At 49.5% G+C, this 24,912-nt stretch carries 22 protein-coding genes and 3 riboswitches; of the genes, 12 read left to right on the plus strand and 10 right to left on the minus strand.

The annotated features are described in order from the left end of the window. Positions 1-125: 125 nt before the first annotated feature. Positions 126-539 (plus strand): hypothetical protein, encoded by a 414-nt coding sequence (locus tag PLA01S_RS16320; protein ID WP_127593121.1) that lies wholly within the window; start codon positions 126-128, stop codon positions 537-539. A 40-nt stretch (positions 540-579) separates the two neighbouring features. Here the strand turns inward: PLA01S_RS16320 and PLA01S_RS16325 are convergent, their stop codons facing one another. Next, positions 580-1,683, minus strand: a complete 1,104-nt coding sequence (locus PLA01S_RS16325; protein ID WP_127593122.1) for a threonine aldolase family protein — start codon at positions 1,681-1,683, stop codon at positions 580-582. Positions 1,684-1,945: 262 nt separating this feature from the next. On the opposite strand from PLA01S_RS16325, the gene PLA01S_RS16330 reads away from it, so the two are divergent. Together PLA01S_RS16330 and PLA01S_RS16335 are read left to right on the plus strand one after the other, a co-directional pair. Continuing rightward, positions 1,946-2,869 carry a cation diffusion facilitator family transporter gene (locus PLA01S_RS16330; protein ID WP_127593123.1) on the plus strand — a complete coding sequence of 308 codons (924 nt, stop codon included), beginning with the start codon at positions 1,946-1,948 and terminating at the stop codon, positions 2,867-2,869. 155 nt (positions 2,870-3,024) lie between these two features. Continuing rightward, the gene (locus PLA01S_RS16335) at positions 3,025-3,231 is read left to right on the plus strand and encodes a hypothetical protein (RefSeq protein ID WP_127593124.1); all 207 of its coding nucleotides are present in this window, start codon (positions 3,025-3,027) and stop codon (positions 3,229-3,231) included. A 51-nt stretch (positions 3,232-3,282) separates the two neighbouring features. Here the strand turns inward: PLA01S_RS16335 and PLA01S_RS16340 are convergent, their stop codons facing one another. The 4 genes from PLA01S_RS16340 to PLA01S_RS16360 form a co-directional block, all read right to left on the minus strand. Beyond that, the gene (locus tag PLA01S_RS16340) at positions 3,283-5,070 is read right to left on the minus strand and encodes an SgrR family transcriptional regulator (protein WP_127593125.1); all 1,788 of its coding nucleotides are present in this window, start codon (positions 5,068-5,070) and stop codon (positions 3,283-3,285) included. A 195-nt stretch (positions 5,071-5,265) separates the two neighbouring features. Next, positions 5,266-6,549: a histidine--tRNA ligase gene (locus PLA01S_RS16345; protein WP_127593126.1), complete on the minus strand. Its 1,284-nt coding sequence runs from the start codon at positions 6,547-6,549 to the stop codon at positions 5,266-5,268. A gap of 256 nt (positions 6,550-6,805) precedes the next feature. Next, on the minus strand, positions 6,806-8,875 hold the full coding sequence (locus PLA01S_RS16350) for a catalase (protein ID WP_127593127.1): 2,070 nt from the start codon (positions 8,873-8,875) through the stop codon (positions 6,806-6,808). Between the two features lie 420 nt (positions 8,876-9,295). Further along, on the minus strand, positions 9,296-10,771 hold the full coding sequence (locus PLA01S_RS16360) for an aminotransferase-like domain-containing protein (RefSeq protein ID WP_127593128.1): 1,476 nt from the start codon (positions 10,769-10,771) through the stop codon (positions 9,296-9,298). 98 nt (positions 10,772-10,869) lie between these two features. Between PLA01S_RS16360 and PLA01S_RS16365 the strand changes: the two genes are divergently transcribed. After that, entirely contained in the window at positions 10,870-11,784 is a 915-nt protein-coding gene (locus PLA01S_RS16365) for a DMT family transporter (protein WP_127593129.1), read from the plus strand. A 116-nt stretch (positions 11,785-11,900) separates the two neighbouring features. Here the strand turns inward: PLA01S_RS16365 and gcvH are convergent, their stop codons facing one another. Then, entirely contained in the window at positions 11,901-12,290 is a 390-nt protein-coding gene (gene gcvH, locus PLA01S_RS16370) for a glycine cleavage system protein GcvH (RefSeq protein ID WP_127593130.1), read from the minus strand. A gap of 178 nt (positions 12,291-12,468) precedes the next feature. Next, positions 12,469-12,590, minus strand: a riboswitch (glycine riboswitch). Positions 12,591-12,777: 187 nt separating this feature from the next. Next, a riboswitch (glycine riboswitch) is annotated at positions 12,778-12,879 on the plus strand. A gap of 3 nt (positions 12,880-12,882) precedes the next feature. After that, positions 12,883-12,988, plus strand: a riboswitch (glycine riboswitch). A gap of 111 nt (positions 12,989-13,099) precedes the next feature. Between gcvH and gcvT the strand changes: the two genes are divergently transcribed. The 4 genes from gcvT (at position 13,100) to PLA01S_RS16390 (ending at position 18,243) form a co-directional block, all read left to right on the plus strand. Further along, positions 13,100-14,212 (plus strand): glycine cleavage system aminomethyltransferase GcvT, encoded by a 1,113-nt coding sequence (gene gcvT, locus PLA01S_RS16375; RefSeq protein WP_127593131.1) that lies wholly within the window; start codon positions 13,100-13,102, stop codon positions 14,210-14,212. Beyond that, a complete protein-coding gene (gcvPA, locus tag PLA01S_RS16380) occupies positions 14,209-15,558 on the plus strand; it encodes an aminomethyl-transferring glycine dehydrogenase subunit GcvPA (RefSeq protein WP_127593132.1) in 1,350 nt (449 codons plus the stop codon). The genes gcvT and gcvPA overlap by 4 nt, the downstream gene beginning before the upstream one ends. Continuing rightward, on the plus strand, positions 15,555-17,012 hold the full coding sequence (gcvPB, locus tag PLA01S_RS16385) for an aminomethyl-transferring glycine dehydrogenase subunit GcvPB (protein WP_127593133.1): 1,458 nt from the start codon (positions 15,555-15,557) through the stop codon (positions 17,010-17,012). The genes gcvPA and gcvPB overlap by 4 nt, the downstream gene beginning before the upstream one ends. Before the next feature lie 448 nt (positions 17,013-17,460). After that, on the plus strand, positions 17,461-18,243 hold the full coding sequence (locus tag PLA01S_RS16390; protein ID WP_127593197.1) for an arylamine N-acetyltransferase family protein: 783 nt from the start codon (positions 17,461-17,463) through the stop codon (positions 18,241-18,243). 41 nt (positions 18,244-18,284) lie between these two features. On the opposite strand, the gene PLA01S_RS16395 is transcribed toward PLA01S_RS16390, so the two are convergent. Then, positions 18,285-18,764, minus strand: a complete 480-nt coding sequence (locus tag PLA01S_RS16395) for a nucleoside deaminase (RefSeq protein ID WP_272868153.1) — start codon at positions 18,762-18,764, stop codon at positions 18,285-18,287. A 219-nt stretch (positions 18,765-18,983) separates the two neighbouring features. Between PLA01S_RS16395 and PLA01S_RS16400 the strand changes: the two genes are divergently transcribed. The 3 genes from PLA01S_RS16400 to PLA01S_RS16410 all read left to right on the plus strand — a co-directional run bounded on the left by PLA01S_RS16400 (position 18,984) and on the right by PLA01S_RS16410 (position 21,700). Next, positions 18,984-19,325 (plus strand): hypothetical protein, encoded by a 342-nt coding sequence (locus PLA01S_RS16400; protein WP_127593134.1) that lies wholly within the window; start codon positions 18,984-18,986, stop codon positions 19,323-19,325. Positions 19,326-19,390: 65 nt separating this feature from the next. Next, positions 19,391-21,097: an ABC transporter ATP-binding protein gene (locus PLA01S_RS16405; protein ID WP_127593135.1), complete on the plus strand. Its 1,707-nt coding sequence runs from the start codon at positions 19,391-19,393 to the stop codon at positions 21,095-21,097. A gap of 255 nt (positions 21,098-21,352) precedes the next feature. Continuing rightward, on the plus strand, positions 21,353-21,700 hold the full coding sequence (locus PLA01S_RS16410) for a hypothetical protein (protein ID WP_127593136.1): 348 nt from the start codon (positions 21,353-21,355) through the stop codon (positions 21,698-21,700). An 83-nt stretch (positions 21,701-21,783) separates the two neighbouring features. Here the strand turns inward: PLA01S_RS16410 and PLA01S_RS16415 are convergent, their stop codons facing one another. Beyond that, the gene (locus tag PLA01S_RS16415) at positions 21,784-22,437 is read right to left on the minus strand and encodes a response regulator (protein WP_127593137.1); all 654 of its coding nucleotides are present in this window, start codon (positions 22,435-22,437) and stop codon (positions 21,784-21,786) included. Next, positions 22,434-23,261 carry a sensor histidine kinase gene (locus PLA01S_RS16420; RefSeq protein WP_127593138.1) on the minus strand — a complete coding sequence of 276 codons (828 nt, stop codon included), beginning with the start codon at positions 23,259-23,261 and terminating at the stop codon, positions 22,434-22,436. The genes PLA01S_RS16415 and PLA01S_RS16420 overlap by 4 nt, the downstream gene beginning before the upstream one ends. 239 nt (positions 23,262-23,500) lie before the next feature. Here PLA01S_RS16420 and PLA01S_RS16425 point away from each other — a divergent pair, with 239 nt between their 5' ends. After that, on the plus strand, positions 23,501-24,346 hold the full coding sequence (locus PLA01S_RS16425) for a chemotaxis protein (RefSeq protein WP_127593139.1): 846 nt from the start codon (positions 23,501-23,503) through the stop codon (positions 24,344-24,346). Positions 24,347-24,387: 41 nt separating this feature from the next. Here the strand turns inward: PLA01S_RS16425 and PLA01S_RS16430 are convergent, their stop codons facing one another. Next, a complete protein-coding gene (locus tag PLA01S_RS16430) occupies positions 24,388-24,864 on the minus strand; it encodes a GNAT family N-acetyltransferase (protein ID WP_127593140.1) in 477 nt (158 codons plus the stop codon). Positions 24,865-24,912 lie beyond the last annotated feature (48 nt).

Raw genomic sequence — 24,912 nt, forward strand, 5'->3', positions numbered from 1 at the left:
AAGGAATATCGTGTTGATTCCCTCCTGACGCCGGAAGTTTTGTATCCTTGCCAAACCATTGTCTCCTTTAGACCCCACGGGTAACATGGAATTATAAATAATTTAACTAGTGAGGTGCTGAGCTTATGGGATGGTTTGGAAAAAAGAAAAGTCCGCTGGATGCGTTGGAAAAAGCAGATAAAATGATGAACAAGGGTTTAACCGGCATGATGATGAAAGGTTTTGTACCGAAGGAGCATCGCAATGCCATCAACCAAAGTTTAGAGCAGGCGAAGCAAGCGCAGTTGGCAGCGACCGGAGCGCTGGCAATAACGGCCACCGCTAAAGTACGAACTGTACGGGATACCGGGAAGCTGATCAATTTCGACCCGGTTGTCATCTTTGAATTGGATGTAACGGAGAACGATGGAAGCCAATATACCAAAACGCTGGAGACCCTTGTATCGAAGCTGCAAATTCCCAGAGCCGGTGATATCATTGGTCTTGCCCAGCATCCGGCCAATTCGTCCGAGCTTGTCTATATGGGACCGATTGGGTGAATATAGGCAAATGAAAAAGGACCTGATTCTGGTCCTTTTGTCATGTGCTCGCAGCTTCCTGCAATTTCTCATTCAACAATTGAAAAGCTTCTTGAATGCTTTCTCTCGGCGTCTTGCCGAACCGTTCCCCAATGTGAACTTCCGTATAACATTGATGTTCCCCTGCTTCGTTTAGATAACTGATCAATCCGACGCCTGTCGCGCGGAAAACCTCGATAAGAATGGGTTCAAGCTGTTCCTTGTCCCATTCAAAATGGACATGAAACATATTCGATACGGGCACGGCAGGCTTCGTATTCACGCCCTCGCACGAATTAAACAAAGCTGCAAGCTCTTTAGCCTCCTGGTAATATCGGCCCATGTTACCTATTCTTTCCGTGTAATAATAACTTGAACTAATGATATACGGGTAAAGACTGACCAGATCCCCGCCATGCCTCCTTTTCCATACCTTGGATTTCGCCACAAAATCGGTGCCGCCAGCCAGAATGGCGCCGGCAATCCCGCCTATACCTTTATAGAAGGACACATATACACTGTCAAATAGAGCACAGAGTTCTGCCGCCGTTTTTTGATAATACGGGGTGATCTCGAACAATCTTGCCCCGTCCAGATGCAGCTTAATCCCTTGAGAACGACAATACGCCGATATTGCCTCCAACTCTTCGTAATCGGGCAGCTGACCTCCGATTTCACGCTGCGGCAACTCCAGCAGCAAACATGCAATGTCACGATCCAGGCTCTGCACGTCTTCAAGCGTGATCAAACGCTCTTTATCGGCGAGAAGAATCGGTTCGATATGATGCAGCTCCTTAAGCCCGTCCTCTTCGTGGATCTCCAGATGACAGAGGGGATGATAGGCCACTCGTTTCAGCCCAGCATCATCGCACCAGATCCGCAATGCAATCTGCTGCGCCATGGTTCCGCTTGGAAAAAAGACAGCCGATTCCTTGCCCAGTACGTCTGCCATGCGCGCCTGAAATTCCTCAATGATGGCGCCTTTGCCGTATGTATCCCCCATCTGCGACCCATCCACATCCCGAAATGCCTCCAGCAGCACCTCGAGATTCCTGCGGCTATGTCCAATCAATGGATAGGCTGTTTCGCCATAAGCTTCACTAATCGATTTACGTTGTTCTCCCATGTCGCATACCACTCCTTCTCTACAACCGATATTAGTTCCAAGATCATCACACGGAGATCTAATTATCTCGCTAATCAAGCATACTAGATAAATGAACAAGTGGAAAATGATTTTCACATTCGCAAACTCTCCGGAAAAACTTGACAAAAACAAACGGAAAGATTGCATTGTATATGAGCATATGTTCATATTATATATAATGTAAATTATTTTATGATTATGGATTACTTTTAACAGATGGATCCGAAGGGAGTTTTCGATTATGCATCATCATAACCATCATCATGGGCTTGACCATAGCCACCATGATCATGCCCGCTCAGGAAACAAAAAAGGACTTGCCATTGCCCTCATCATCACACTTGGCATCATGATTCTAGAGTTTGTAGGGGGCTTGCTAACCAACAGTTTGGCGCTGTTATCCGATTCCGGACATATGTTAAGTGATGCCAGTGCGTTGCTGCTCAGTCTGGTTGCATTATGGTTTGCCACGAAGCCCTCATCGCCGAATAAAACCTATGGCTTTTATCGTTTTGAAATATTGGCAGCACTATTAAATGGCGTCGCCTTGTTTGTCATCGCCGGCTTTATCGTATGGGAAGCGATTCAGCGCTTTGATGACCCGCCTACCGTCGCCAGCGGAAGCATGATGCTCATTGCAGCTATCGGCCTGTTGGCTAACCTTCTTAGTGCCTGGTTCTTGATGCGGACGGGGGATGTGAAGAACAATGTGAATCTCCGCAGCGCGTACCTCCATGTTATCGGTGATGCACTCGGCTCTGTAGGCGCAATCATCGCCGGAATCGTGATGCTTGCCTTCGGATGGTACATTGCGGACCCGATCATATCCATCCTTGTGTCGATCTTGATTCTGAAGAGTGCCTGGAGAATCATACAGAATACCGTTCATATTCTGATGGAGGGTGCACCGGCAGCGATAAACCCTGAAGAAGTAACGAAGTCCCTGCTGTCTATTCCAGGGGTCACCGGCATCCATGATCTTCATATTTGGACGATTACGTCCAATTTCGATTCCTTGAGCTGCCATCTCGTCGCCCAGGATGACGCGAACAGTTATGAGATTCTGCAACAAGCGATTGATCTTCTGGACAGCCGATTCCACATCGAGCATTCAACGATCCAGATTGAGAATTCCACCATCACGCATCGTGATAATAAAGTCTAATCTCTTCTCTGCGGTAGTCCTTTAGTTCGTGAAAAGGGGAAAAAAGGCGGCCGAGGTTTACACTTTTTACAAGTTCGGTTGACCTCCATAATGAGAGTATCAAGACATTCTACCGGCGTTACAGCGAATTCCGAATGTCTGATAGGGAGGTTAACATGAACAACGATTTTTATACTTTGGAAAAATTGAACGAATACCAGCAAGCTAAATGGGACGAACTTGATCGCCAAGGAAGATTCATTATTCATGACGAGATCGCAAGTGAATCGGAGCATACCACAAGCAATACCCGAATTCTCGATAAACTTTATGGCTTCTTTCGAAAGCGGAGATCCCGAAGAAGCCGCACGAAATCCTTATAAGAAATAAGAGCAAGCGCGGTTATTCGCGCTTGCTCTTTTTATGGGAAGAAATCATACTCGCCAAATCTGCTTGAAATCCAGCCATCCCAGATTATTGATGACAACCCCTTTATAAGAAGGATCCAAGCTTGCGTAAAATCTCGTATGATTCAAGAAGGATACATGCGCTTCCTCCCGAAGCCTCTCTTCAATATGGGATAACAAACTCATACGCTCCTCATACCACTCGCTGGCAAGCGCATCATCTACGCAATCTTTCACCCAATGATGCAGCGATGGATCCATGAACTCCTTGACTACGCTTCCCTTCTGTTCGTAATTCTCGATTAAACATACTTCTTCACCTGGAAGAACCAGACCGTTCAAGATACAATCCATGCTGTTCATCACATCCGATTGGTGTATGGTATCCATCCTCTCCTCCCGGATGATCAATGGAATCCCGATGGAAGCGCACTGATTCTGCACCCATTGGGCGTCTTTGATATGATTGGCGAGCGTACCCATGGTAATGGGAGAGCCGTCATAACCCGACTGTTCCAGCAGTGATTTTGCAAGCTCGGGATCATATCGGTCTTTACGGTAAGGCGCTTGCTCATCCATAATGAATCCTTTGGCCGGGTAAAGCCGATTGTCGCCAAGTTCGCGTATCATCTCGGTACGATTCAGAATCAGGCTGAATGCCCGGCGAAATTCGATGGACTGATAGGGCCCCTGCTTTTTCATATTCCATGTAATCAAAGTCGTACAGCCTTCGGATGATTCGATGATATCCACTGCATGTTTCTCATCGCTATGAATGACATGCTCCGGATCCCGCAGCAGCCGCTCCCAGCTGACCTCGCAATGCTCCGCATCTTCCGGCATCAAGATAATGTGGATGTTGTCCAAATGCGGCCGCCCTTGATAATAATGGGGGTTTGCATGAATGGTCAGCCGTTCATCGGTCCATTCCTCTACCCGAAAGGGTCCCGTTCCGACAGGTTGCTTCCAGAACTGTTCTTCATGGACGCTCGCCAAATGCTTAGGCACGATGGACATGCAAGTGGAGCTAAGAAAACGGATAAAAATCCGATTCGGCTTGTTAAGAATAAAACGAACCTCACGAGGGGACACCACCTCTACCCGCTGCAGTTCACGCACGATCCAAGCATTTCGTTTATCCCGTCCCAGACGTTCCACCGTGAATTTCACGTCCTCCGCCGATAATTCCTTACCGTCATGGAATAGTATTCCTTTACGCAGATGAAAAGTCCAAATCGTTCCATCCTCATTGCTCTTCCAATAATGCGCGATAACTGGGAGGTATTGATCATTTGCATTATCGTATATTACCAACCGGTCAAATATCTGCTGGACCATGTGAGCTTGAAAACTGTAGTAGCATTCGGCAGGATCCAACGTTTCAATCAGGCGGTAAACCGGAAGCCGCAGAGAATCCCTTGCTTCTTCTTCCCCTTCTTTCATCTCCTTGCTAAAACCAAAATGCCCGTTCATCCATTCCACATAAGAATCATTGGTGTAAATACCCTGACCAAAGGTACGCAGCAGTTCGAAGGCCTGCTTATATTCCCCTTTTATCGCAAGCTGCTGCGCCGCTTCCTTAAGCAGATCTGCTTGCTCGGCTACAAAGGTAAGCTTGGAACGGATTCCTCGCCCACGTCCTGCCTTCCATATAATCCAACCCTTCTCTTCCAGCTTGCGTATAACAAGCTTGGCATTCCGCGTTGTGCAATACAGCGTATCGGCGATCTGCTCAAGCGTCACTTCCGTAGCCGTATTGGCTGGAGCGTTAACAGCAAGCTTTTGGTGCAGCATGAAGAATTGTTCGTACAGCATGGCAATCCGCTCCCCCCTGGTAAAATCTATACGCTTTATTCTACTTGGAGATCGTTTCGAGCGCGAGTCCCTTTTCGGTAGAAAACCATTATATTCGAAAAAGAACAAAGGCATTCCATATGTCGGCTTCATACAGCTGTTGGAAATGAGTTTTCACACCAAGATGAGGAAGCGGGGCTTCCCCGCTTCCTGTCATCATTCACATCTTTGAGTAATAAGCGCAACCGCCTCCTGCAGAGTCAATGTAAGCTCCTTGCCCTCCATCATTTTTTTCAGTCGGACCATGCCCGCCGCCGCTTCATCTTCGCCAATCAGGATGGCATAAGGAATACTCTCAGCTGAAGCGGAAGCTAATGCTTTTTTCAATTTGCGCCGGTTGTCCGCCAAACGGGTATGAATTCCGCGATTCCGGAGTGCCGCTGCAGCCGTCAATCCTTCCGGGACGGTTTCACCTATCGGGATAACCACTACGAGCGGCTTATTCGTTTCAATCGGACGGCTCCGGATCATCTCCATGATGGATTCCATGCCAAACGAAAGACCCACCGTAGGATAAACAATATCCTCGCGTCCAACGAGCTGGCCGATAATCGCATCATACCTGCCGCCTCCGCCCAAGCTTGAACGGAAATCGTGCAATGCGTCAAATATTTCGTAAACGGTTCCGGTGTAAAATGACAAGCCTCTTGAAAGAAACGGATCCAATACGCAGATATCTTGCAAACCGACGCGCTGCAGCATATTTTGCAGGATCTGTACTTCTCGTGCTCCGCGCTCATTGTCCAGGTTGTATTTGCTTGTTATCTCCTCTAATGTCGGCTCCTTGAGATTAACAAAATCAAGAATTTGACGACAAATCTCCGGAGCAAGTGCCTTGCCCGCAAGCTCTTGCTGAACTCCCTCCTTGCCAATCTTATCGAGCTTATCCAGCGTCAGCATGACGGATGTTTTCCTTTCTTCCGGTACGCCCATAGCCCCGAGGACTTCACCCAGGAAGCTTCGATTGTTCCACCTGACTATGATCGGTATTTCAAGTCTCCGAAACACTTCGGCTGCAAGCTGCATGAGCTCAACTTCCGCTTCTGGTCCCGAAATCCCCACCACATCAACGTCGCACTGCAGAAACTCCCGCAATCTTCCCCGTTTGACGGGACCATCCCGGAATACCTTTCCCATCTCATAACGCTTGAATGGCTGGCTGATGGCGGGATTCAGCGCGATCACCTTGGCGAATGGAATTGTCAGGTCGTACCGGAGCCCCAGACGTCGCGTGCCCTGATCCGTCAGCTGGTACATTTCCTTCAGAATTTCTTCCCCTCCTGCGTATTTGGAAGACAAAAGGTCCGATTCATTCAGAATGGTTGTCTCCATTTCAGCATAGTCATAGCATTCAAACACTTCACGCAGCGTCGATTGCACCTTTCTTCGGATCGCCTGCTCTTGGCCAAAATAATCATACGTTCCTTTTACGTTCTGCATCGCTACTCATCCTTTCGTACTAATGAAAATAAAAAACGCGCCGGACCTCATGGTCCCGCGCGCTGGATATGCGGCAGGGAGGCCAACGCGAACAGCGTTAGCCCACCCTGTAGAATGACAGGCGTGCTAACGCTGCTTGTGATGATGAAGTTGATTGAATTGGATGTTCATCATAGTGTAATCCCCTTCACTTTTCAGCCAATGATTAAGGGGAATTATAGCGCAATCGTTTTATATATTCAAGGGCAATCCATTCTTAAATAATACGCGACCAATGGCGATGCGCCGCGATCGCATCAATGAAGGCTTCGCCAAACGGCTTCAAATCCTCATTCTCCTGAGCAACCACAATCCCTTCACCGCTGGATGATGGAAGCAAGTTTGCCCCTTCGGCTATGGCTGCGATCGGCTTGAAATGCTGATACGCTTCCTTGACGAAATCCAGCACCTTCTGATCCGCCAGGAGCTCCGATACGCTTAACGCGCCGCCTGCAACAAGGACCGCATCGAACAAGACCGAATCCGCCCCAAGCAGCGAATGGTTCACTTCCAGTTCCGCGCCGGCTTTGCCTTGAATGACGCCGAGCTTCGCGCTAACCACTTCGGTGATGATGCCGGCTTGCTGCAGCTGTGTGAGCACAAACGGCAGTTCGTCCGTGAATCCGTTACCTGCCAGCACCGCCACTTTACGGGTTAACGGGAGCTTCACGGTATTCATCATGCTCAGTGCCGGAGAAGAGTCGCTGGAAGCGGAGCCGCTGGTTTGTGGAGGCATGGTTCCAATGCCCTCCGAAATCCGTGTGGCAAGTTCGCTATCAACGTTCGCGAACAGATCGACGACTTGCTGGCGAATTTCCTTTCGCAACACTTTACCAAGCTCGAACTGGAACGCGGATACGATATGCTGCTTCTCGACCTCAGACATGCTGTTCCAGAACAGGGCCGCTTGGCTGAAATGATCCTTAAAGCTGTCACTGCGTGCCTGCACCTTACGTCCTTCCACCTTCTCGGTGTAATGCTCGTAACCGCCGCGCTCCACTGGAACCGGCTGCGGCGTGTTACCGGCAATGCCGTTCTTGTGGTAGCTGACTGGTCCTTTATTAATGGTCATACGGTGCATCCCGTCACGCTGATTGTTATGAACCGGTGCAATCGGGCGGTTGATCGGAATTTCGTGGAAATTGGGTCCACCAAGCCGGGAAAGCTGGGTATCGGTATAGGAGAACAAGCGGCCTTGCAGAAGCGGATCATTGGTAAAATCGATTCCGGGTACGACATGTCCCGGATGGAATGCAATCTGTTCAGTCTCCGCAAAAAAATTATCCGTATTGCGATTGAGCGTCATCTTGCCGATGATTTTGACGGGAATGAGTTCTTCGGGCCAAATCTTGGTCGGATCAAGGATGTCAAAACCAAAATTGAATTCTTCATCCTCCCGAATCATTTGAACACCAAACTCAAATTCCGGATAATTTCCTGACTCGATCGCATCCCATAGATCACGGCGGTTAAAGTCGGGATCCTTGCCTGCCAGCTTCTGCGTTTCATCCCATACAAGGGAATGTGTGCCGAGCACGGGCTTCCAGTGAAACTTCACGAAATGCGCTTGTCCTTCTTCGTTCACGAAACGGAAGGTATGTACGCCGAAGCCCTCCATCATTCGGAAGCTTCGCGGAAGGGATCGGTCGGACATCGCCCACATGATCATGTGCGCGCTTTCCGAATTGTTAGCGACAAAATCCCAGAACGTATCATGGGCGGACTGTGCTTGCGGGATCTCGTTATGCGGCTCAGGCTTGACAGCATGAACGAAATCGGGAAACTTCATTGCATCCTGTATGAAGAAGACCGGCATATTGTTGCCAACAAGATCATAATTCCCTTCTTCCGTATAAAACTTGGTTGCGAAGCCGCGCACGTCCCTGACGGTGTCGGCTGATCCTCTGGAGCCCGCAACCGTGGAGAATCGGACAAACACCGGCGTGACGACGGAAGGGTCCTGCAGAAATTTGGCTTTTGTATAATCTTTCATGGATTCATATAGCTGAAAATAACCATGAGCCCCAAAACCGCGGGCATGCACGATTCGTTCCGGAATCCGCTCATGATCGAAATGCGTCATCTTCTCTCTGAAATGGAAGTCCTCCATCAAGGTCGGACCGCGCTCGCCCGCTTTAAGCGAATGTTCATCCTCAGAGACCTTAAGTCCCTGATTGGTTGTCAGTTCCTTACCGTCATTGTCTACCGTGAATTGTTCCAGCTGTTGGTTCTTGCTCGTCTTGTTGTAGCTGCTGTTAGCATTCGAATTGGCGTTTGAATTGTCCATTTGTCGGAACCTCCTGGTATGTAGGTAGTAGATGAGTGCCTGACGAAAATGCACTTGGTAACAGATCCGCTTGCGAACCCGAAATGTAATTACCCTGCATACTGGAATACGAATCCAGGATCAAACTTCCTTCATGAAAAGCTCATCTAACCGTTCGATTGGGTTTCGCTCATGCATCTCCTGTCTCCAGTAAAAAAACAGCCCCCTCCCTAGAGGTAGGCTGCTCTAATTGTGCTTTAACGATTTTCAAGCATACGCTTAGATCCCCGCAAGTTTATCCGGATTCCTCACAATATAAATATTTTGCAGCAATCCATTCCGAATATTGACAAAGACAACACCGGTAACACTTCCTCAACCATCTCCTTTTGTTTTATGCGATTTTGCACATAACACGAGAAGAGGGCTGTTTTTGTGACATTAAATCAGACCATTTTTAAAATAGGATTCTTGCTTCACCCGTTCCGATATCTCGACGAGACGACGAATTCCCTCTTCCAGCTGAACTTCGCTGATATAGGAGTAGCTGAGTCTGATCCACGAATCCATCTGATCCAGCGGGTCGCATATACGCCCCGGTACAAAAGCTACCGACTCAGCCAGGCATTGCCGCAACAACGCATCCACGCTGACGTTTTCCGGCAGCTGTATCCACAAATTCAAGCCGCCGCCGGGGCTGTTCCATCGCCATTCTGTAGGCTCAAGCAGCTTCTCCATCCTCGCTTTACGAAGCTCCAGCGCAATCCGAAGCTTGGCCACATGCTCCTGAAGTCTGCTCGAGAAAAAATAGTGCTGGAAAATCTTTTGCGTCAGCAGCGGCGTCCCGTTGTCCGACAGCGCCTTGATCGGAAGAATGACATTCATCAGTTCCGGACGAGCAGCCAGCACCGATATCCGCAAGCCGGGGGCCACATATTTGCTGAAGCTTCGAATGTGAATGACATAGCCTTCGGTATCGTAATAAAAAAAGGGCAGCGGCGGCGGATCTCCAAAATAAATGTCGTGATATACCTCATCCTCCACCAGAATGCACTGATATCGTTCCGCCAGTTCAACCAGTGCTTTGCGCTGTGCGATCGGAACCGTGTATCCCGTCGGATTCTGAAACGTTGGGTTCATGTAGAACAGCTTCGGTTTCTCCGTTTGCATAAGACCTTCAATTCGCTCAAGGTCATACCCTTCCGGCGTTATCTCAATTGGAAGCAGCTTGACATTTTGCTGTACAAAAACATCGATCGCCGGACTATACGTCGGTCGTTCGATCAATACGCAATCTCCGCTTTTGACGAGCGAACGCGAGATTAGGTCGATCGCTTGCTGGGATCCCGTCGTAATGAGCAGCTCATCCGGATGGACCGTAATGCCTTGTTTGTCCATAAAATACCGAGCCATTTCCTCGCGCAGCTCCAAATCTCCGGACACGGAAGAATACGTGCTTAATACCTTCGGATACATGTCAAACACTTGTTTCACGTGATTGGACAAGAATGCATTCGGCAGCAGCGTAGGATCAATCAGCGCTTCCGACATCTGGTAATCGACCTGATGCCTGTGTATTTCGGACAAGCGGCTGCGATTGACGTACATCGATTTGGCTTGATATGCCCATGGCGGGCTGGATGAACAGCGTTCCGGCAATGTGACAGGGGCCTTAGCCGCTACGAAATATCCCGATTTATATTTAACTTCCACGATCCCGTCCTCTAACAGCTGCTGATAAGCCTTCAGCACCGTTAATCGATGAACGTTCAAACGCTCGGCCATCGCCCTCACGGACGGGATTTTGTCAGTCTCCTTCCACTCTTCCCGAGCAATTCCTTCCAGAATGGTGTCATAGACCGACTGCTGTAACGTTCGCTTCCCTTGATGTTTGTCGTCCAGCATTGATATTTCCATCTGTTCTTCCCCCGATCCCAATAAAGCATATCTGTTCTACCTATCACCAATCTGTTCTATTAACTACCTATTATAGTATAGAAAAAGGAGGATGCTACATGATTATTTTTAACTACTTGCTAATGTGCGCCATTTTCAGCACGACGTTTCTCGCCATCAAGATTGGCGTTGAAGCAGGACTGCCGCCGTTTCTCTCAGCGGGACTTCGATTTCTTCTGGCGGGCGCCTTCATCTTCCTATGGATGATATTACAGCGGAAGGCAAAACCAAGTCTTCTCCTGCGAAAGGAATTCCTTCTAATCGGGATGACCAGCACATTCTTGACGTTTGCAACGCTGTATTGGGCCGAGCAGCACGTATCCTCGGGGATCGCTGCCATTCTATCGGCAACAGGCCCCATGATGATTCTGATGATCCAATCGGTCGTGATGCGGAAGAATGCCCGGCGCAGTGATTATTGGGGGTGCGCTATCGGTTTTGCGGGGGTATGTTTGCTTATCATGCCCGAGATGGCGATGGGGAGCGATCTCATCTGGATTCTGAGCTGTATCGCCATTCTTATAGGTGAAATCGGTTATAGTGTGGGCTCCCTGGCTACCCGGAAGTTATCCTTTGACATGCCGGATATCTCACCGATTACGATCAATGCGGTGCAGATGATGTATGGCGGCGCAGCCCTATTGCTGTTATCCCTATTCAGTGAACATGTACAATGGAATGGTATTCTAACGTTACCAGCCATCGGATCTGTCTTGTATTTGACGATGGTTGGCTCGATGCTGGGCCATAGTCTGTATGCCTGGCTGCTAAAAGCAACCAATGCTTTTTTTCCGTCCACCTGGCTCTTTGTTTCTCCCATCATCGCGCTGGGGCTGGGCGCATTTCTGTACGGCGAAGCGATTTCTCTCTATTCCATCGTTGGCAGCATGCTCATCATCGGCGGAATTCTGGTCGTGAATCTGCCTGAGCTTCGAGCACGCCGGATCGCACGCCGTGTGGCTTCGAGCACTTGATATCGAACCTGCAAGGTTCCTAGAATTAACGCCAAAAATAAAAACGGCTGCTACTCGTAAACCTCATCATGAGTAGCAGCCGTTATGTTTCATTATTCAATGTTATGATTCCATACTTAATCCACTTTAGCCCGATAAGCTTCCGCAGTCAGCAGTTGTCCGAGTGCTTCCTCCAAATCGCCTTCCACCTCTACCTCAATGATCCATCCGCCTTCGTACGGCTCTCCGTTCACAAGCTCCGGCTGATCTTCCAGGGAAGCATTCACTTTCGTAATGGTTCCTGCTACAGGGGAATACAGTTCCGATACGGTTTTGACCGACTCAATGGTACCGATGCTGTCACCTGCTAAAACGACAGCGCCCGTCTCGGGGAGTTCAACGAATACGATATCGCCCAGCTGGCATTGCGCATGATCGGAAATACCGACGCGCACCACATTTCCATCTACCTTCAATGCCCATTCATGATCGTCGCTGTACACCAAATTCTCTCTGATTTCGCTCATTTACGGATACTCCTCTTTTCTTAAAAGAAATGAAATTAGGGTGAATAAATGAAAAAAAAGGACGCGAAAAAAGGCATTCGCCTTCTCTCTGTCCTCGGTACCTGAGAGTTTATGATCGACCGTTTCATGCACCGGTTCGATCTTTCCCCTTGGGTGGCTTGCGCACTCTCCAGAGCTGCGTCAGATGGCGGTTCGTGTACCTGAGAGATTACTCGTCAGCCCGGCAGGCATAACGGTTTGCTCCTTCGGTGCCGCCAAGGTTTCAACCCTCGTCGGGCGGTCTCTCCCATCCATCGTCATCCGCATATTCGGTTGGCTTATTCTCCCACAGAATAAAACAGGGACGAGATGATGTCAAGATATCTGACAAAAATTTTAAGAATGAAAATAATTTGGTGAAATAAAGGTTGACACTTTATGGAGAGACACGTTTATAATAATCACAAGAACGTAGGAAGATGATGACAACTCAATAATTTTCACGCGGATGATGGTAGCGGGAGAGATTACCGACAGGATTGACAGGTAGCGCCGAAGGAGTAAGCCGTAACACGGTGAATCTCTCAGGCAAAAGGACCTTTACCGGACGCACCTCTGGAGAGAATTCTGAATGTAGAATCACCCACGGGGAAACTCACACACGCTTGACATTATACTTACATGACATGTGGGGTAACTCTCAGGTACAAAGGACAGAGCAGAAGGATTACGCAACGAGCGGGCTTTTTTTAGCACGGCTTGTTATCCTTCTGTCTGTCCTTTTTTGGTGTTTCCCCCAATTGATCATGCCAATTAGAAGAGGTGAAGAGATGAGTTCATTACAACGTACACCGCTTTACCCGCTTTATTCCGATTTTCCTTCTGCCCGCTGCATCGACTTCGGCGGCTGGGAACTGCCCGTGCAATTTTCCGGCATTGTTCATGAGCATGAAGCCGTACGCAAGCACGCCGGCCAGTTCGACGTCTCCCATATGGGTGAATTTATCGTCACCGGACAAGACGCTGAAGCTTTTATCCAGAAGATGACCACGAATGACGTAACCCGCATATCAATTGGCCAGGCCCAATACACGTTAATGTGTTACGACAACGGCGGTACGGTAGATGACCTGCTTGTGTATAAACTGTCGGCAGATCGATTCATGCTGGTTGTGAACGCATCCAACATCGACAAAGACTTTCAGTGGCTTCAAGACCATCTTGCAGGTGATGTCACCATCCGGAATGTGTCCGAAGAAACAGCTTTGATTGCACTTCAGGGACCTGCCGCCGCGAACATCATGTCACAGGTAACGACCGAGGCGCTAGACGAACTCCCTTCCTTCCATTTTATCCAGAACGCACAGGTATGCAGCTGTACCGCCCTACTCTCCCGTACCGGTTATACCGGAGAAGACGGCTTTGAAATCTATTGTTCCGCTGGGGACGCTCCCGTCATTTGGAGAGATCTTTTAGCAGCCGGAGAACCACATGGTCTTGTTCCAACCGGACTCGGCGCCCGCGATACACTCCGTTTCGAGGCGAAATTGCCCTTGTACGGCCAAGAGCTCTCAAACACGATCTCTCCGCTTGAAGCCAGTCTCGGTTTCTTCGTGAAGCTGGACAGCGGCGATTTCATCGGTCGGGAAGCGCTTCAACAGCAGAAGCAAGACGGTGTACCGCGTAAGCTGGTCGGCATTGAACTCATCGATCGCGGAATTCCGCGCTCCCACTATCCTGTATACAACGATGAAGGAGAACTCATCGGTGAAGTGACCAGCGGTACCCAATCCCCTTCACTCAAGCGAAATCTCGGATTGGCCCTGATCGAAACCTCATATACGGGCCTCGATACCGAGGTATGGGTCGAGATCCGCGGTAAGAAGTTAAAAGCCAAAGTGGTAAAGACACCATTCTACAAAAGAGGAGCTGCCTTAACATGAAGCATCGTTACTTGCCTATGACGGAACAGGATCAAGCCGATATGCTTGCTGCGGTCGGCGCGGGAACGATCGAAGATCTGTTTGCCGATATCCCCAAAGCGGTCCGTTACAACGGGGTCCTCCCCATGTCAAAACGGCTGGGTGAGCCTGAGCTTCTCAAGCATATGCGCCGCCTGTCAGACCGCAATGCCGATTTCGACCGTTATACAAGCTTTCTGGGGGCTGGTTTGTATGACCACCATATTCCTGTCGTGCTCAATCATGTGATCTCCCGCTCTGAATTCTACACCGCGTATACGCCATACCAACCGGAGATCAGCCAAGGCGAGCTGCAAGCGATTTTTGAATTTCAATCCTATATCTGTGAATTGACCGGCATGAAAGTTGCCAATGCCAGCATGTATGACGGTTCCACGGCGCTTGCTGAGGCTGCGGCGCTCGCCAGCGGCGCAACCAAACGGAAGAAAATCGTCATTTCGCGTGCTGTCCATCCCGAAGCCCGTGAAATCGTTCTGACTTCGGCCCGCGGACTCGATCTGGACGTCGTGGAAGTCGGCATCGTCAATGGCATTACCGACCAGGATGCACTCGCTGCAGCCATAACGGATGATACCGCCGCCGTTCTGCTGCAATCACCGAATTTCTTCGGCTGCATCGAAGACGTGAAATCAATCGAGCCGCTGGTTCATGAGAAAAAAGCACTGCTTGTGCTGAGCGTTAACCCGCTGTCCCTCGGTTTACTGGAATCCCCTGGCGTGCTCGGAGCCGACATCGTTGTTGGCGACGCCCAGCCGCTTGGCATTCCAGCTTCTCTCGGTGGACCAACCTGCGGATTCTTCGCGGTATCCGAGCCGCTGATGCGCCGCATTCCCGGTCGTATCGTGGGCCAAACCGTCGATCAGGACGGCAAACGCGGATTTGTACTGACGCTGCAGGCGCGCGAACAACATATTCGCCGCGAAAAAGCAACGTCCAACATTTGCTCTAACCAGGCCCTGCTCGCCTTGTGTGCTTCCGTATATATGTCCACGCTGGGCAAAGCCGGCATGCAGGAAGCAGCGCTTCTGAATGTGCGCAAATCCCATTACGCTGCCGACCGGATCGCCAAAAGCAATTTCTCCCTCCCGTTCAGCTCGCCGTTCTTCAATGAATTTGTGGTAAAGCTGCCTGAAGGAACGAACGTGAAGGAGGTCAACTCGAAGCTGCTGGGTGCAGGTTATATCGGCGGTTATGATCTTGGTACAGCTTATCCAGAGCTTCAAGGATGCATGCTGATCGCCGTAACCGAACGGCGGACCAAGGAAGAAATCGACCAATTTATTGGTGAATTGGAGGCGATCGTATGAAACCGGAAAAAGCCTTGATATTTGAACTCAGCAAGCCCGGCCGTGTCGCCTATTCCCTTCCCGAATGCGACGTTCCGGAGACCGACGCCGCTTCATTGATTCCGGAAAGCCTGCTTCGCAGCAAACCGGCGGAACTGCCTGAGGTATATGAAGTGGATGTGATTCGTCACTATACCGAGCTGTCGAGACGGAACTTCGGTATCGATAACGGCTTCTATCCGCTCGGCTCATGCACGATGAAATACAACCCGAAGATCAACGAGGATGTTGCCCGTTTTGCCGGCTTTGCCAAGATTCATCCGTACCAGCCTGAAGAAAGCATACAAGGCGCTCTGGAGCTGCTCTATACCCTGCAGAATGATCTCGCTGCACTGACCGGCATGGATCAAGTAACGCTTCAGCCCGCTGCGGGAGCGCATGGGGAATGGACAGGGCTGATGCTGATCCGTGCTTACCATGAAAGCCGTGGCGAGAAGCGAACCAAGGTGATTGTTCCCGACTCCTCGCACGGTACTAACCCCGCCAGCGCAACGGTGGCCGGTTACGACACGATCACGATTAAATCCAATGAGCGCGGCATGGTGGATCTGGATGCCCTTCGCGCTGTCGTTGGTGACGATACGGCAGCTTTAATGCTCACGAACCCTAGCACACTGGGTCTGTTCGAAGAGCAGATCGTGGAAATTGCGGAAATCGTGCACGAAGCCGGCGGCCTGCTGTACTATGACGGAGCCAATTCCAACGCCATTATGGGAATTACCCGTCCAGGCGACATGGGCTTCGACGTGGTCCATCTCAACCTGCATAAAACGATGAGCACGCCGCATGGCGGCGGCGGTCCCGGTGCAGGCCCTGTCGGCGTGAAGAGCCTGTTGATCCCGTTCCTGCCCAAACCGATCGTGTCCAAACGCGAGGACGGCACCTTCTATTGGGATTACGACCGTCTACAGTCGATCGGGCGCGTAAAGGCGTTCTATGGCAACTTTGGCATCCTGGTCCGCGCCTACACGTATATTCGAACCTATGGACCGGAAGGACTTCGCCGCGTCTCGGAGCTCGCCGTACTAAATGCCAACTACATGATGCATCGTCTGGCCCCATACTACGAAGTTGCCTACCCGGGGCTGTGCAAGCACGAATTCGTGCTGTCCGGCAGAAAGCTGAAGGAGTACGGCGTGCGAACCCTGGATGTTGCCAAGCGGCTGCTTGATTTTGGGTATCATCCGCCAACCATTTATTTCCCGCTCAACGTGGAGGAATGCATCATGATTGAGCCGACCGAGACGGAGAGCAAAGAAACGCTGGACGGTTTCATCGACACGATGATCCAGATCGCCAAAGAAGCCGAAACCACGCCGGAGGTTGTCATCAACGCACCTTATACCACAGTCGTAAAGCGACTTGACGAAACGACGGCGGCACGCAAACCGGTTCTGAACTGCACCTGCGGGTAATGTTGAGATGATAAAAATGTTTAAAACACCGACGCGACGATCGATATTAATGATGACTATTAACTAAGAAAAACGTCTATCGACGAACTTCTCAGAAGACAGACCGCATATATCGGAAGTTTTCCTTGCGAGATAAAGGTGGTAAGCCTTTAAAGTTTATACTTTATTATCTCTTAAGAAAAGGTGTCCCTCGCCGGAGGATTGGCGGTCGGGACACCCTTTTTGTGCTCCATAATACCAGTCGATGGTGATCTTCATCCCCTTCCATATCGTATATAGCAGGAAGTCTCATTAGCTGCCCGAAGGGACGTGATATCCATGGGCATAGTCCCTCTTCCGCCTCCTTCTTGTTCTCTATTAGAAAGCCCAAATATATGATATAAAGGATATAATTATATACATGCTTACTTTTACCAAGCTGACAAAAGACGAAAGATGCGGTGATCGAATGAGTAACCCGATGCATGGGCTGGACGTAAACCAATATCTTGAGCGTATTGGATACACGGGCCCGATTGTAAACAGCGCTTATATGCTCGCCAGATTGCAGGAACAGCATGTGCATACCGTACCCTATGAAAATCTCGATATCCTTCATCAAATTCCGCTTTCCCTGGATATCCCCGATCTTTACGATAAAATCGTAACCCGGCATCGCGGCGGCTACTGCTTTGAGCTCAATGCGCTATTTGGCTGGCTGCTGCAGGAACTGGGCTTTAAGGTCACTCATTACTTTGGACGCTTCTGGAGAGACGAAACGGATACGCCTGCTAAGCGAAGGCACCATATCCTGCAGGTGGATATCGAAGACCAGCGATATATTGCCGATGTCGGTGTCGGAGGAGCCGGACCGCGCCACCCTTTGGAATTGGTTGATGGCCTTGAGCAAACTCAGGGAAACGAAACCTACCGGCTCGTCCAAACCGAAGCGTATGGCTGGATGCTCGAAGAGTGGAAAAAAGAAGCGTGGGATCCCGTCTTCTCCTTTACGGAAGAGCCTAACTTACCGAGAGATTTCATCACCACCTCATTCTGGTGCGAGTATGCCCCCGATTCGCCTTTTAATAAAACAGCTCGGGTATCCATACGTACGGCAGAAGGCAGAAACACCGTGGATGATGACGAATTCAGAATTTACAAAGCCGGCGGCGTCCACACCTTCAAACCGGGTAATGCGCAAGAATATGCTGAAGCGCTCTATACCTATTTCGGCATCCCTATCCATAAATAAGAATAAACCGGGCTTCCCTTGAAGGGAGCCCGGTTTTATGTTTAATATTCGATTTTGCGCTCGGCGGAGCTCCACGCTTGGAATGGCAGCAAATAATCCGCTGTTTGAATCTGCTTCATAGGGATGGAGCGCTGGTCCATCGGCATCGCGATTTCATCGTATATGAAATGATCGTCGAATCCGATCTCAGCCGCATCCTGCTTCGTGCTTGCATAATAAACGGCATCGGGCCTGGACCAGTAGATGGCCCCTAGACACATCGGACAAGGCTCGCAGCTTGTATAAATCGTACAGCCTTTTAATTGAAAATCCTCCAGGTGCAAACATGCTTCCCTTATGGCTTGCACTTCGGCATGAGCCGTCGGATCGTTCAGTGCAGTAACCAGATTCCGGCCCCTGCCGATCACTTGACCCTCCTTCACCACAATCGCTCCAAAAGGACCACCCTCCACATGTTGAACGTTTCGATGGGCCTCCGCAATCGCTTGACGCATCCAGTACTCATGATTATGTTCGATCACTATGTACACAGCTCCCTTCCCATGTTCATCCTGTTCCCGGTGTTCGTATTCATCCATGTCAATCTCCTGGGACTGCTAACTATCATCATAGCATATCTTCCTTCGGTCTCCTCAATTTTTCCAATCTAATGGAGAAAAACGGGTTGACGGATTGTATACAAATGTATACACTCACTTTAAATAGTATACAAACGTATACGTGAAGGAGGTTGATGTTATATGCGCCAAGAGGATCAGGATACATCGAGTCAAATACGGTCGGAGCCTCGCGACCGGGATAACCACCGGCACGGCGGGCGGCACGGAAGACGGCGTGAGGAAGGGCATGACGGCAGGGAAGGCGGCAAGATGGCGCAGACGTTCCGCCGGGGGCGCGCGCTTTCTTTTCTGGACCATTTAGTTGTGAAACGGGAAACCTTGAAGAAGCAAGTCAATGACCCGAACTTTGAAGCCATCCGAGAAGTGGTCAGCGGAGAGCTGAAAGCAGTAGACCAGATCATTCAGGAGTATATTCAGGCGTTTGAGCTGTATGATACGAACCCATCGCAAGACAGCCAATAATGGCTGTCCGCCAACCATTAAAACCAACTACCATGACAGAGGTAGAACTTGGAGCGTGATAATTCTTGATCAGAAAGTTTTTTTCGTACTATCGGCCCTACAAGGGACTGTTTATTTTGGATTTTACGTGCGCCGTTATTGCCGGACTGCTGGAGCTTGCTTTCCCGCTTGCCGTCAGCAAATTTATTGACGACCTGCTGCCAAGCCAGGATTGGCCGCTGATCCTGATTGCCTGCATCGTCCTTCTCTCGATCTATGCGCTGAATACCGCGCTGCAATACATCGTCACTTATTGGGGGCATATGCTCGGCATTAATATCGAGACGGATATGCGGGAAAAAATGTTCTCCCACATTCAGAAGCTCTCCTTCCGTTTCTTTGATAACAACAAAACCGGACATCTCATGGGACGCATCACGAATGATCTTAATGACGTGGGAGAAGTAGCCCACCACGGACCGGAAGACGTATTCATCGCCGTTATGACGCTGCTCGGTTCCTTCTCCTTAATGGCTTACATCAACCTGGAGCTCGCGCTGCTGACCTTTATCATCGTGCCGCTGATGGCATGGCTGATCATTAAATTCGGCGGCAGAATGACCACGACCTATCGGCAACTGTTCCGTAATGTAGGGAATTTCAACGCCCGCATCGAAGACAATGTCGGCGGTATCCGCGTGGTTCAATCGTTTGCGAACGAAGAGCATGAGAATAAATTGTTTCAGGAAGAGAACAAGCAATTCCGGGCAACCAAACTGCTGGCTTATAAAACAATGGCAATAAGCACGTCCATCAGCTACATGCTGATGCGTTTGATCACGGTATTCGTCATGATCTGCGGCGCGTGGTTCTTCATCCAGGGCAAAATTGAAATGGGTGAATTCATGGCCTTCCTGCTGCTCTCCAACATCTTCTTCCGTCCGATCGAGAAGATCAATGCAGTCATTGAGAGCTATCCAAAAGGAATTGCCGGCTTTAAACGCTACCTGGAGATCATGGATACCGATCCGGAAATCGCCGATGTGCCTGATGCCGTATCCCTTTCCTCCGTACGGGGGGATATCCGCTTTGAAGGCGTTACCTTCGGTTACGAACCCTCCCGGACGATACTGAATAACATACATCTCACGATCCGCGCCGGAGAAACGGTTGCGTTTGTCGGACCGTCCGGTGCGGGAAAGACAACCATCTGCAGCCTTCTCCCTCGCTTTTATGATGTGGATCAGGGCACGATCACGGTGGATGGAATCGATATCCGGAATATCAAATTGCAAAACCTCCGCAAGCATATTGGCATCGTGCAGCAGGATGTGTTCCTGTTCTCCGGTACGATCCGCGACAATATCGCTTATGGCGACTTACAGGCAACGGACCAGCAAATCTGGGAAGCCGCACGGCGTGCTTCGCTGGATGAACTGATCCGAAGTCTGCCGGACGGTATGGAAACGGTGATTGGCGAACGCGGGGTTAAGCTGTCAGGCGGTCAGAAGCAGCGCTTGTCCATTGCAAGAATGTTCCTTAAGAACCCGCCGATTCTGATCCTGGACGAGGCCACGTCGGCACTCGACACGGAAACGGAAGCGCAAATCCAGAAGTCTCTGGCTGAGCTGTCCGTCGGCAGAACAACGCTGGTGATCGCCCACCGACTCACCACCATTCAGAGCGCGGACCGGATTATCGTCGTCAATTCCGAAGGCATTGCCGAACAGGGGACGCACCAGGAATTGATTCATTCCAGCGGTGTGTACAGCAGGCTTCACCAAGTTCACTAATGAAGCCAATGATCTGTAGTTAAACATGGATATTAAACTGAAAGTGATGAAATGCCGTAACAGATATTTAAAAAGGATGACTCCCCTCAGTAGGGAGTCATCCTTTTTTTTCGAGACGGCTTAAGAATCTAATCCTTATGACAAGCTGTCATGATATCACGCAAGAGAACTCTGGTCTCATTGTCCTTGGATAAAAAGTTGCTGTATGGAAACATTAATGGCGTACTGCAAAGTCATCGTTACAGGAGGCGCTTTATGTTTTATATTTACAGTGTCGGTCTACTCTTCGGCGGACTGTCGATCATCAACCTTGTCTTCTCGTACCAAACCAAGCATATCCAGCACCTGTTCTGGCCTACGCTGCAGTTTCAGTTATTCATGCTCCCGCTGTTCCTCATTGCCAACATGTGCATCGGATACGGAATCCGTTATGGATTTAAAGCCACCGACCAGTTAGGCTATACGTTGATCTTCTCCAAGTGCCTGGAAATCCTAATCTCGTTAGGGGTGGCTTATTTGTTCCTGAAGGAAGTTCCAACCTGGAAAAATTGGGCCGGCATCGGTATCATTGGGCTGGGCATATTCCTTGTTAAACAGAAATAAACGCACGCCCTCCTTCGACGCCTTTCTCGCTTGAAATCATTCTTTGCTTTTATCTTAGCGGAAACTAGACACGAGCGTGACCGTCATCTCTTCCCCATCCATCCTTGTTCGTAGGCATAACGGGTCAGCTGTACCCGATTTTCCAAATGCAGTTTTTGCAAAATGTTCTTCAGATGGTTCTTGACCGTATTCTCGGATATGCACAAGGCAACCGAAATATCGCGGTTGGACAATCCCTCGGCTACGAGTCCCAAAATTTCTTTTTCCCGGGCCGTTAGTGGACTATTGCTTGGGTCCGGCTTATCGTATTGCGAAAACTCCTTCAATATACGGAAAGCAAGTTCCCTGCTCATCGGTGCTTCGTCCACGGCAATGGCTTTAAGGTATTCGTGCCATGATTCGGGATTCAGATTCTTCAGCAGATAGCCTTGGGCTCCACGTTTCAGGGCATCAAACAAATGTGCGATGTCGTCGGACACCGTAACCATGACAATTTTAACGTAAGGAAATTTGTCCTTCACTCGCTTGGTCGCTTCCAATCCGTCCATCCCAGGCATCTGAATATCCATGAGGATAATATCAGGCATCCATATTTCGGTCAGCTCCAGCGCTTCCTCGCCGCTTTGTCCTTCGGCCACAACCTCAAAGGTCGGGTCGCTGCTTAGAATGGTGCGAATGCCTTCTCTCGCAAGATCGCTGTCATCGATGATTAACACACGAAAAGGCTGCTCGTTCATGCGGTTCTCTCCTTCCGAATGCTGATTATCGTCTTGTGGTTATGCCTTTCCACCATGAACTTCCAGCCCATGGCCTCGGCCCGATCCTTCATAATTTTGATTCCATACCGGTTGCTGCCGAGCGGCTTGTCCAACTCAAAACCTTTGCCATCATCGCTGACGGAGCAGTGCCAGCTCGAATCCTCCGCTGTCGCGGTTATCTTCACGTGCTTTGCTTCGGCATGCTTATGGATATTCAATAAGGCTTCCCTGATCGAAGCCAGCAGCTCCACCTTTTCTTTGGCGGACAGCATGTCATCCTGGATTCCCCACTGAACGTCGAAATGCAGATTCGTCTCCTGCTTGATTTCCTCAATTAAGCTGTTCATGCTATGCATCCACGGAATGGCTTGCGGATCTGCCGGATATCGGAGATTAGCAATGGCTTCTCTTACGTAGGCATTGGTTCGGTGAACACTTTCCTTAATTTCCTGGTATGGAATTTCGCCGGTTAGCCCCGATTTCTCTATTCGGTTAATCTGTGCGTTCAGCAAGAACAAGGATTGGGCGATCCCGTCATGGAGCTCCCGGCCAATCTTCTCCCTTTCATGCATGGCTGCTTGCAATGCCCTGGATTGGTTCAGTTCCTCCTGGTTCCGTTCAATCAATGAGAACAACTGGGTAAGGAACAGAATGGAAACCAAGAACACGATAACAGGTGCCAGCAGATTGCCAAGATCCATCGATATATAAGGCAGCAGGAACTCATGCCTGACATACTCCCAAATGCCAATCGTCAAAGTGGGAATGATCAGAATCAACCATTTCATTTGTTTATAGGACATACCCTGCCTCCTATTTCAATCTATACTTGAATGTACCTGCCTCTTTATCTATCATGTTACCACTGGTTATCCCTTCATTGTAATCAAATTTGGCCCTGGACGGAATGACTCTAAAGTGCTACTGACCTTACCGGTTTCACCCGTACTGTAATAACCTATTTACAATTCGAGTACAAATCGCGTATAAAGAGTAAAAGATATCCATTCATTCCATTTCCGATGAAGGGAGCTGCAGTTAGATGAAGCAAAAAATTGCAGTGATCATTGTACACGGATTGGGAACACAAAAGAAAGACTATGCGGATAAATTTATGAAGAAGTTGAGAGAAACCTTCTCCCGAACGTCAGGTATTCCGCATGAGCAACTGGCCATGGAGGCTGTTCATTGGGCCGATGTATTCGCAGCACGCGAGTCTGAGTTAATCAGCAGCAGCATTAAACCTTACCGTTTACGTTATCAGCACCTTCGGCAGTACGTGATCCACAATCTGGCGGATGCCGTTGCTTACCAACCCGTGGAATCCGAGGATCAGAACTACGAAGCCATTCATCGGACAATCAGTGAAGCGCTGCACCGACTTGCCCTCGCTGCCGGTCCCCAGGCTCCATTATGCGTAATCTCTCATAGCCTGGGATCTGTAATCGCCAGCAATTTCTTCTATGATCTGCAATTCTCCTCCCGTGGGCATCACCTGGTCGTTGACCCGGAAGCTCCGTTGGAGCGAGGAGAGCTCCTGACATTATTCTATACGCTGGGAACCACCTTGCCGCTATGGAGCATGCGGTACCGTGATTTTGACAAGCCCATCGACGTCCCTTCCGGGCAGCTGAAGCACTATCATGATCAGCTGCTTGGGGAATGGGTCAATTTCTATGATAAAGACGATATACTGGCCTATCCCCTTAAGAGTATAAATGAAGCGTATGACCGCACCGTAAGTAACGATATATCCATTAACGTGGGAAACTGGTTAACCTGCTGGAATCCCCTGTCACACAGCGGTTATTTCTACAGTAAACCGATTCTGGAGTATATCGCTTCAAGTTTGGAAGCGACCTGGCGGAGCGTCAACCAAGTTAAATAAAGCAATGCCGCAAAGACCAGGCGTCTTTGCGGCATTTTATTTCAGATGGTTATATTCATAACCCATTGTTCTCCGATAGGCCCCATCCTTCTTCTGCCCGTATCTTCGAAACCAACCCGTTCATACAGCTGCTGAGCCGGAACATTCTTATGGTTCACGACCAACACCACTTCATCGCAGGAAGGAAACTGACTTCGAATGAACGATGGCAGCGCAAGCATCCCTCTTCTGGCATACCCCTTACGCTGCTGACGATGGTCAATGGATAAGGTAGTAAGCAGCATGGCATGAGAATTGCTTGTATACTCCTTGACGCGCTCCGTGGCGTGCAGGATAAAGAAACCGACAGGATGATCATCAGCTAAAATGACGATGGGAAACTGACCTTCCACTAAGTTTAATGCTTCTTTCGGATGAGCGGTAAATTGGACTTGATCATCCGGAAGCTCGAATTCATTCAAGATAGGCAGGTGTTCTGCCGAACGGAATTCCAGCTGAATTTGTTCCGCTTTTTGCATGGGGGGATATCTCCTCTGTCTATGGTGAAATGGATACATCTTTTACTC

The sequence above is a fragment of the Paenibacillus lautus NBRC 15380 genome (assembly GCF_004000945.1).
GTDB classification, from domain to species: domain Bacteria; phylum Bacillota; class Bacilli; order Paenibacillales; family Paenibacillaceae; genus Paenibacillus_AQ; species Paenibacillus_AQ lautus.

What these genes read in the sequence shown, in the direction of transcription:
- PLA01S_RS16365 (WP_127593129.1), top strand. Translation starts at nt 10,870, where the DNA reads ATGATTATTTTTAACTACTTGCTAATGTGCGCCATTTTCAGCACGACG.
- PLA01S_RS16390 (WP_127593197.1), top strand. Translation starts at nt 17,461, where the DNA reads ATGAGTAACCCGATGCATGGGCTGGACGTAAACCAATATCTTGAGCGT.
- gcvT (WP_127593131.1), top strand. Translation starts at nt 13,100, where the DNA reads ATGAGTTCATTACAACGTACACCGCTTTACCCGCTTTATTCCGATTTT.
- PLA01S_RS16430 (WP_127593140.1), bottom strand. Translation starts at nt 24,864, where the DNA reads ATGCAAAAAGCGGAACAAATTCAGCTGGAATTCCGTTCGGCAGAACAC.
- PLA01S_RS16320 (WP_127593121.1), top strand. Translation starts at nt 126, where the DNA reads ATGGGATGGTTTGGAAAAAAGAAAAGTCCGCTGGATGCGTTGGAAAAA.
- PLA01S_RS16345 (WP_127593126.1), bottom strand. Translation starts at nt 6,549, where the DNA reads ATGCAGAACGTAAAAGGAACGTATGATTATTTTGGCCAAGAGCAGGCG.
- PLA01S_RS16335 (WP_127593124.1), top strand. Translation starts at nt 3,025, where the DNA reads ATGAACAACGATTTTTATACTTTGGAAAAATTGAACGAATACCAGCAA.
- PLA01S_RS16415 (WP_127593137.1), bottom strand. Translation starts at nt 22,437, where the DNA reads ATGAACGAGCAGCCTTTTCGTGTGTTAATCATCGATGACAGCGATCTT.
- PLA01S_RS16410 (WP_127593136.1), top strand. Translation starts at nt 21,353, where the DNA reads ATGTTTTATATTTACAGTGTCGGTCTACTCTTCGGCGGACTGTCGATC.
- PLA01S_RS16350 (WP_127593127.1), bottom strand. Translation starts at nt 8,875, where the DNA reads ATGGACAATTCAAACGCCAATTCGAATGCTAACAGCAGCTACAACAAG.
- PLA01S_RS16400 (WP_127593134.1), top strand. Translation starts at nt 18,984, where the DNA reads ATGCGCCAAGAGGATCAGGATACATCGAGTCAAATACGGTCGGAGCCT.
- PLA01S_RS16420 (WP_127593138.1), bottom strand. Translation starts at nt 23,261, where the DNA reads ATGTCCTATAAACAAATGAAATGGTTGATTCTGATCATTCCCACTTTG.
- gcvPB (WP_127593133.1), top strand. Translation starts at nt 15,555, where the DNA reads ATGAAACCGGAAAAAGCCTTGATATTTGAACTCAGCAAGCCCGGCCGT.
- PLA01S_RS16330 (WP_127593123.1), top strand. Translation starts at nt 1,946, where the DNA reads ATGCATCATCATAACCATCATCATGGGCTTGACCATAGCCACCATGAT.
- PLA01S_RS16360 (WP_127593128.1), bottom strand. Translation starts at nt 10,771, where the DNA reads ATGGAAATATCAATGCTGGACGACAAACATCAAGGGAAGCGAACGTTA.
- gcvPA (WP_127593132.1), top strand. Translation starts at nt 14,209, where the DNA reads ATGAAGCATCGTTACTTGCCTATGACGGAACAGGATCAAGCCGATATG.
- PLA01S_RS16325 (WP_127593122.1), bottom strand. Translation starts at nt 1,683, where the DNA reads ATGGGAGAACAACGTAAATCGATTAGTGAAGCTTATGGCGAAACAGCC.
- PLA01S_RS16340 (WP_127593125.1), bottom strand. Translation starts at nt 5,070, where the DNA reads ATGCTGTACGAACAATTCTTCATGCTGCACCAAAAGCTTGCTGTTAAC.
- gcvH (WP_127593130.1), bottom strand. Translation starts at nt 12,290, where the DNA reads ATGAGCGAAATCAGAGAGAATTTGGTGTACAGCGACGATCATGAATGG.
- PLA01S_RS16425 (WP_127593139.1), top strand. Translation starts at nt 23,501, where the DNA reads ATGAAGCAAAAAATTGCAGTGATCATTGTACACGGATTGGGAACACAA.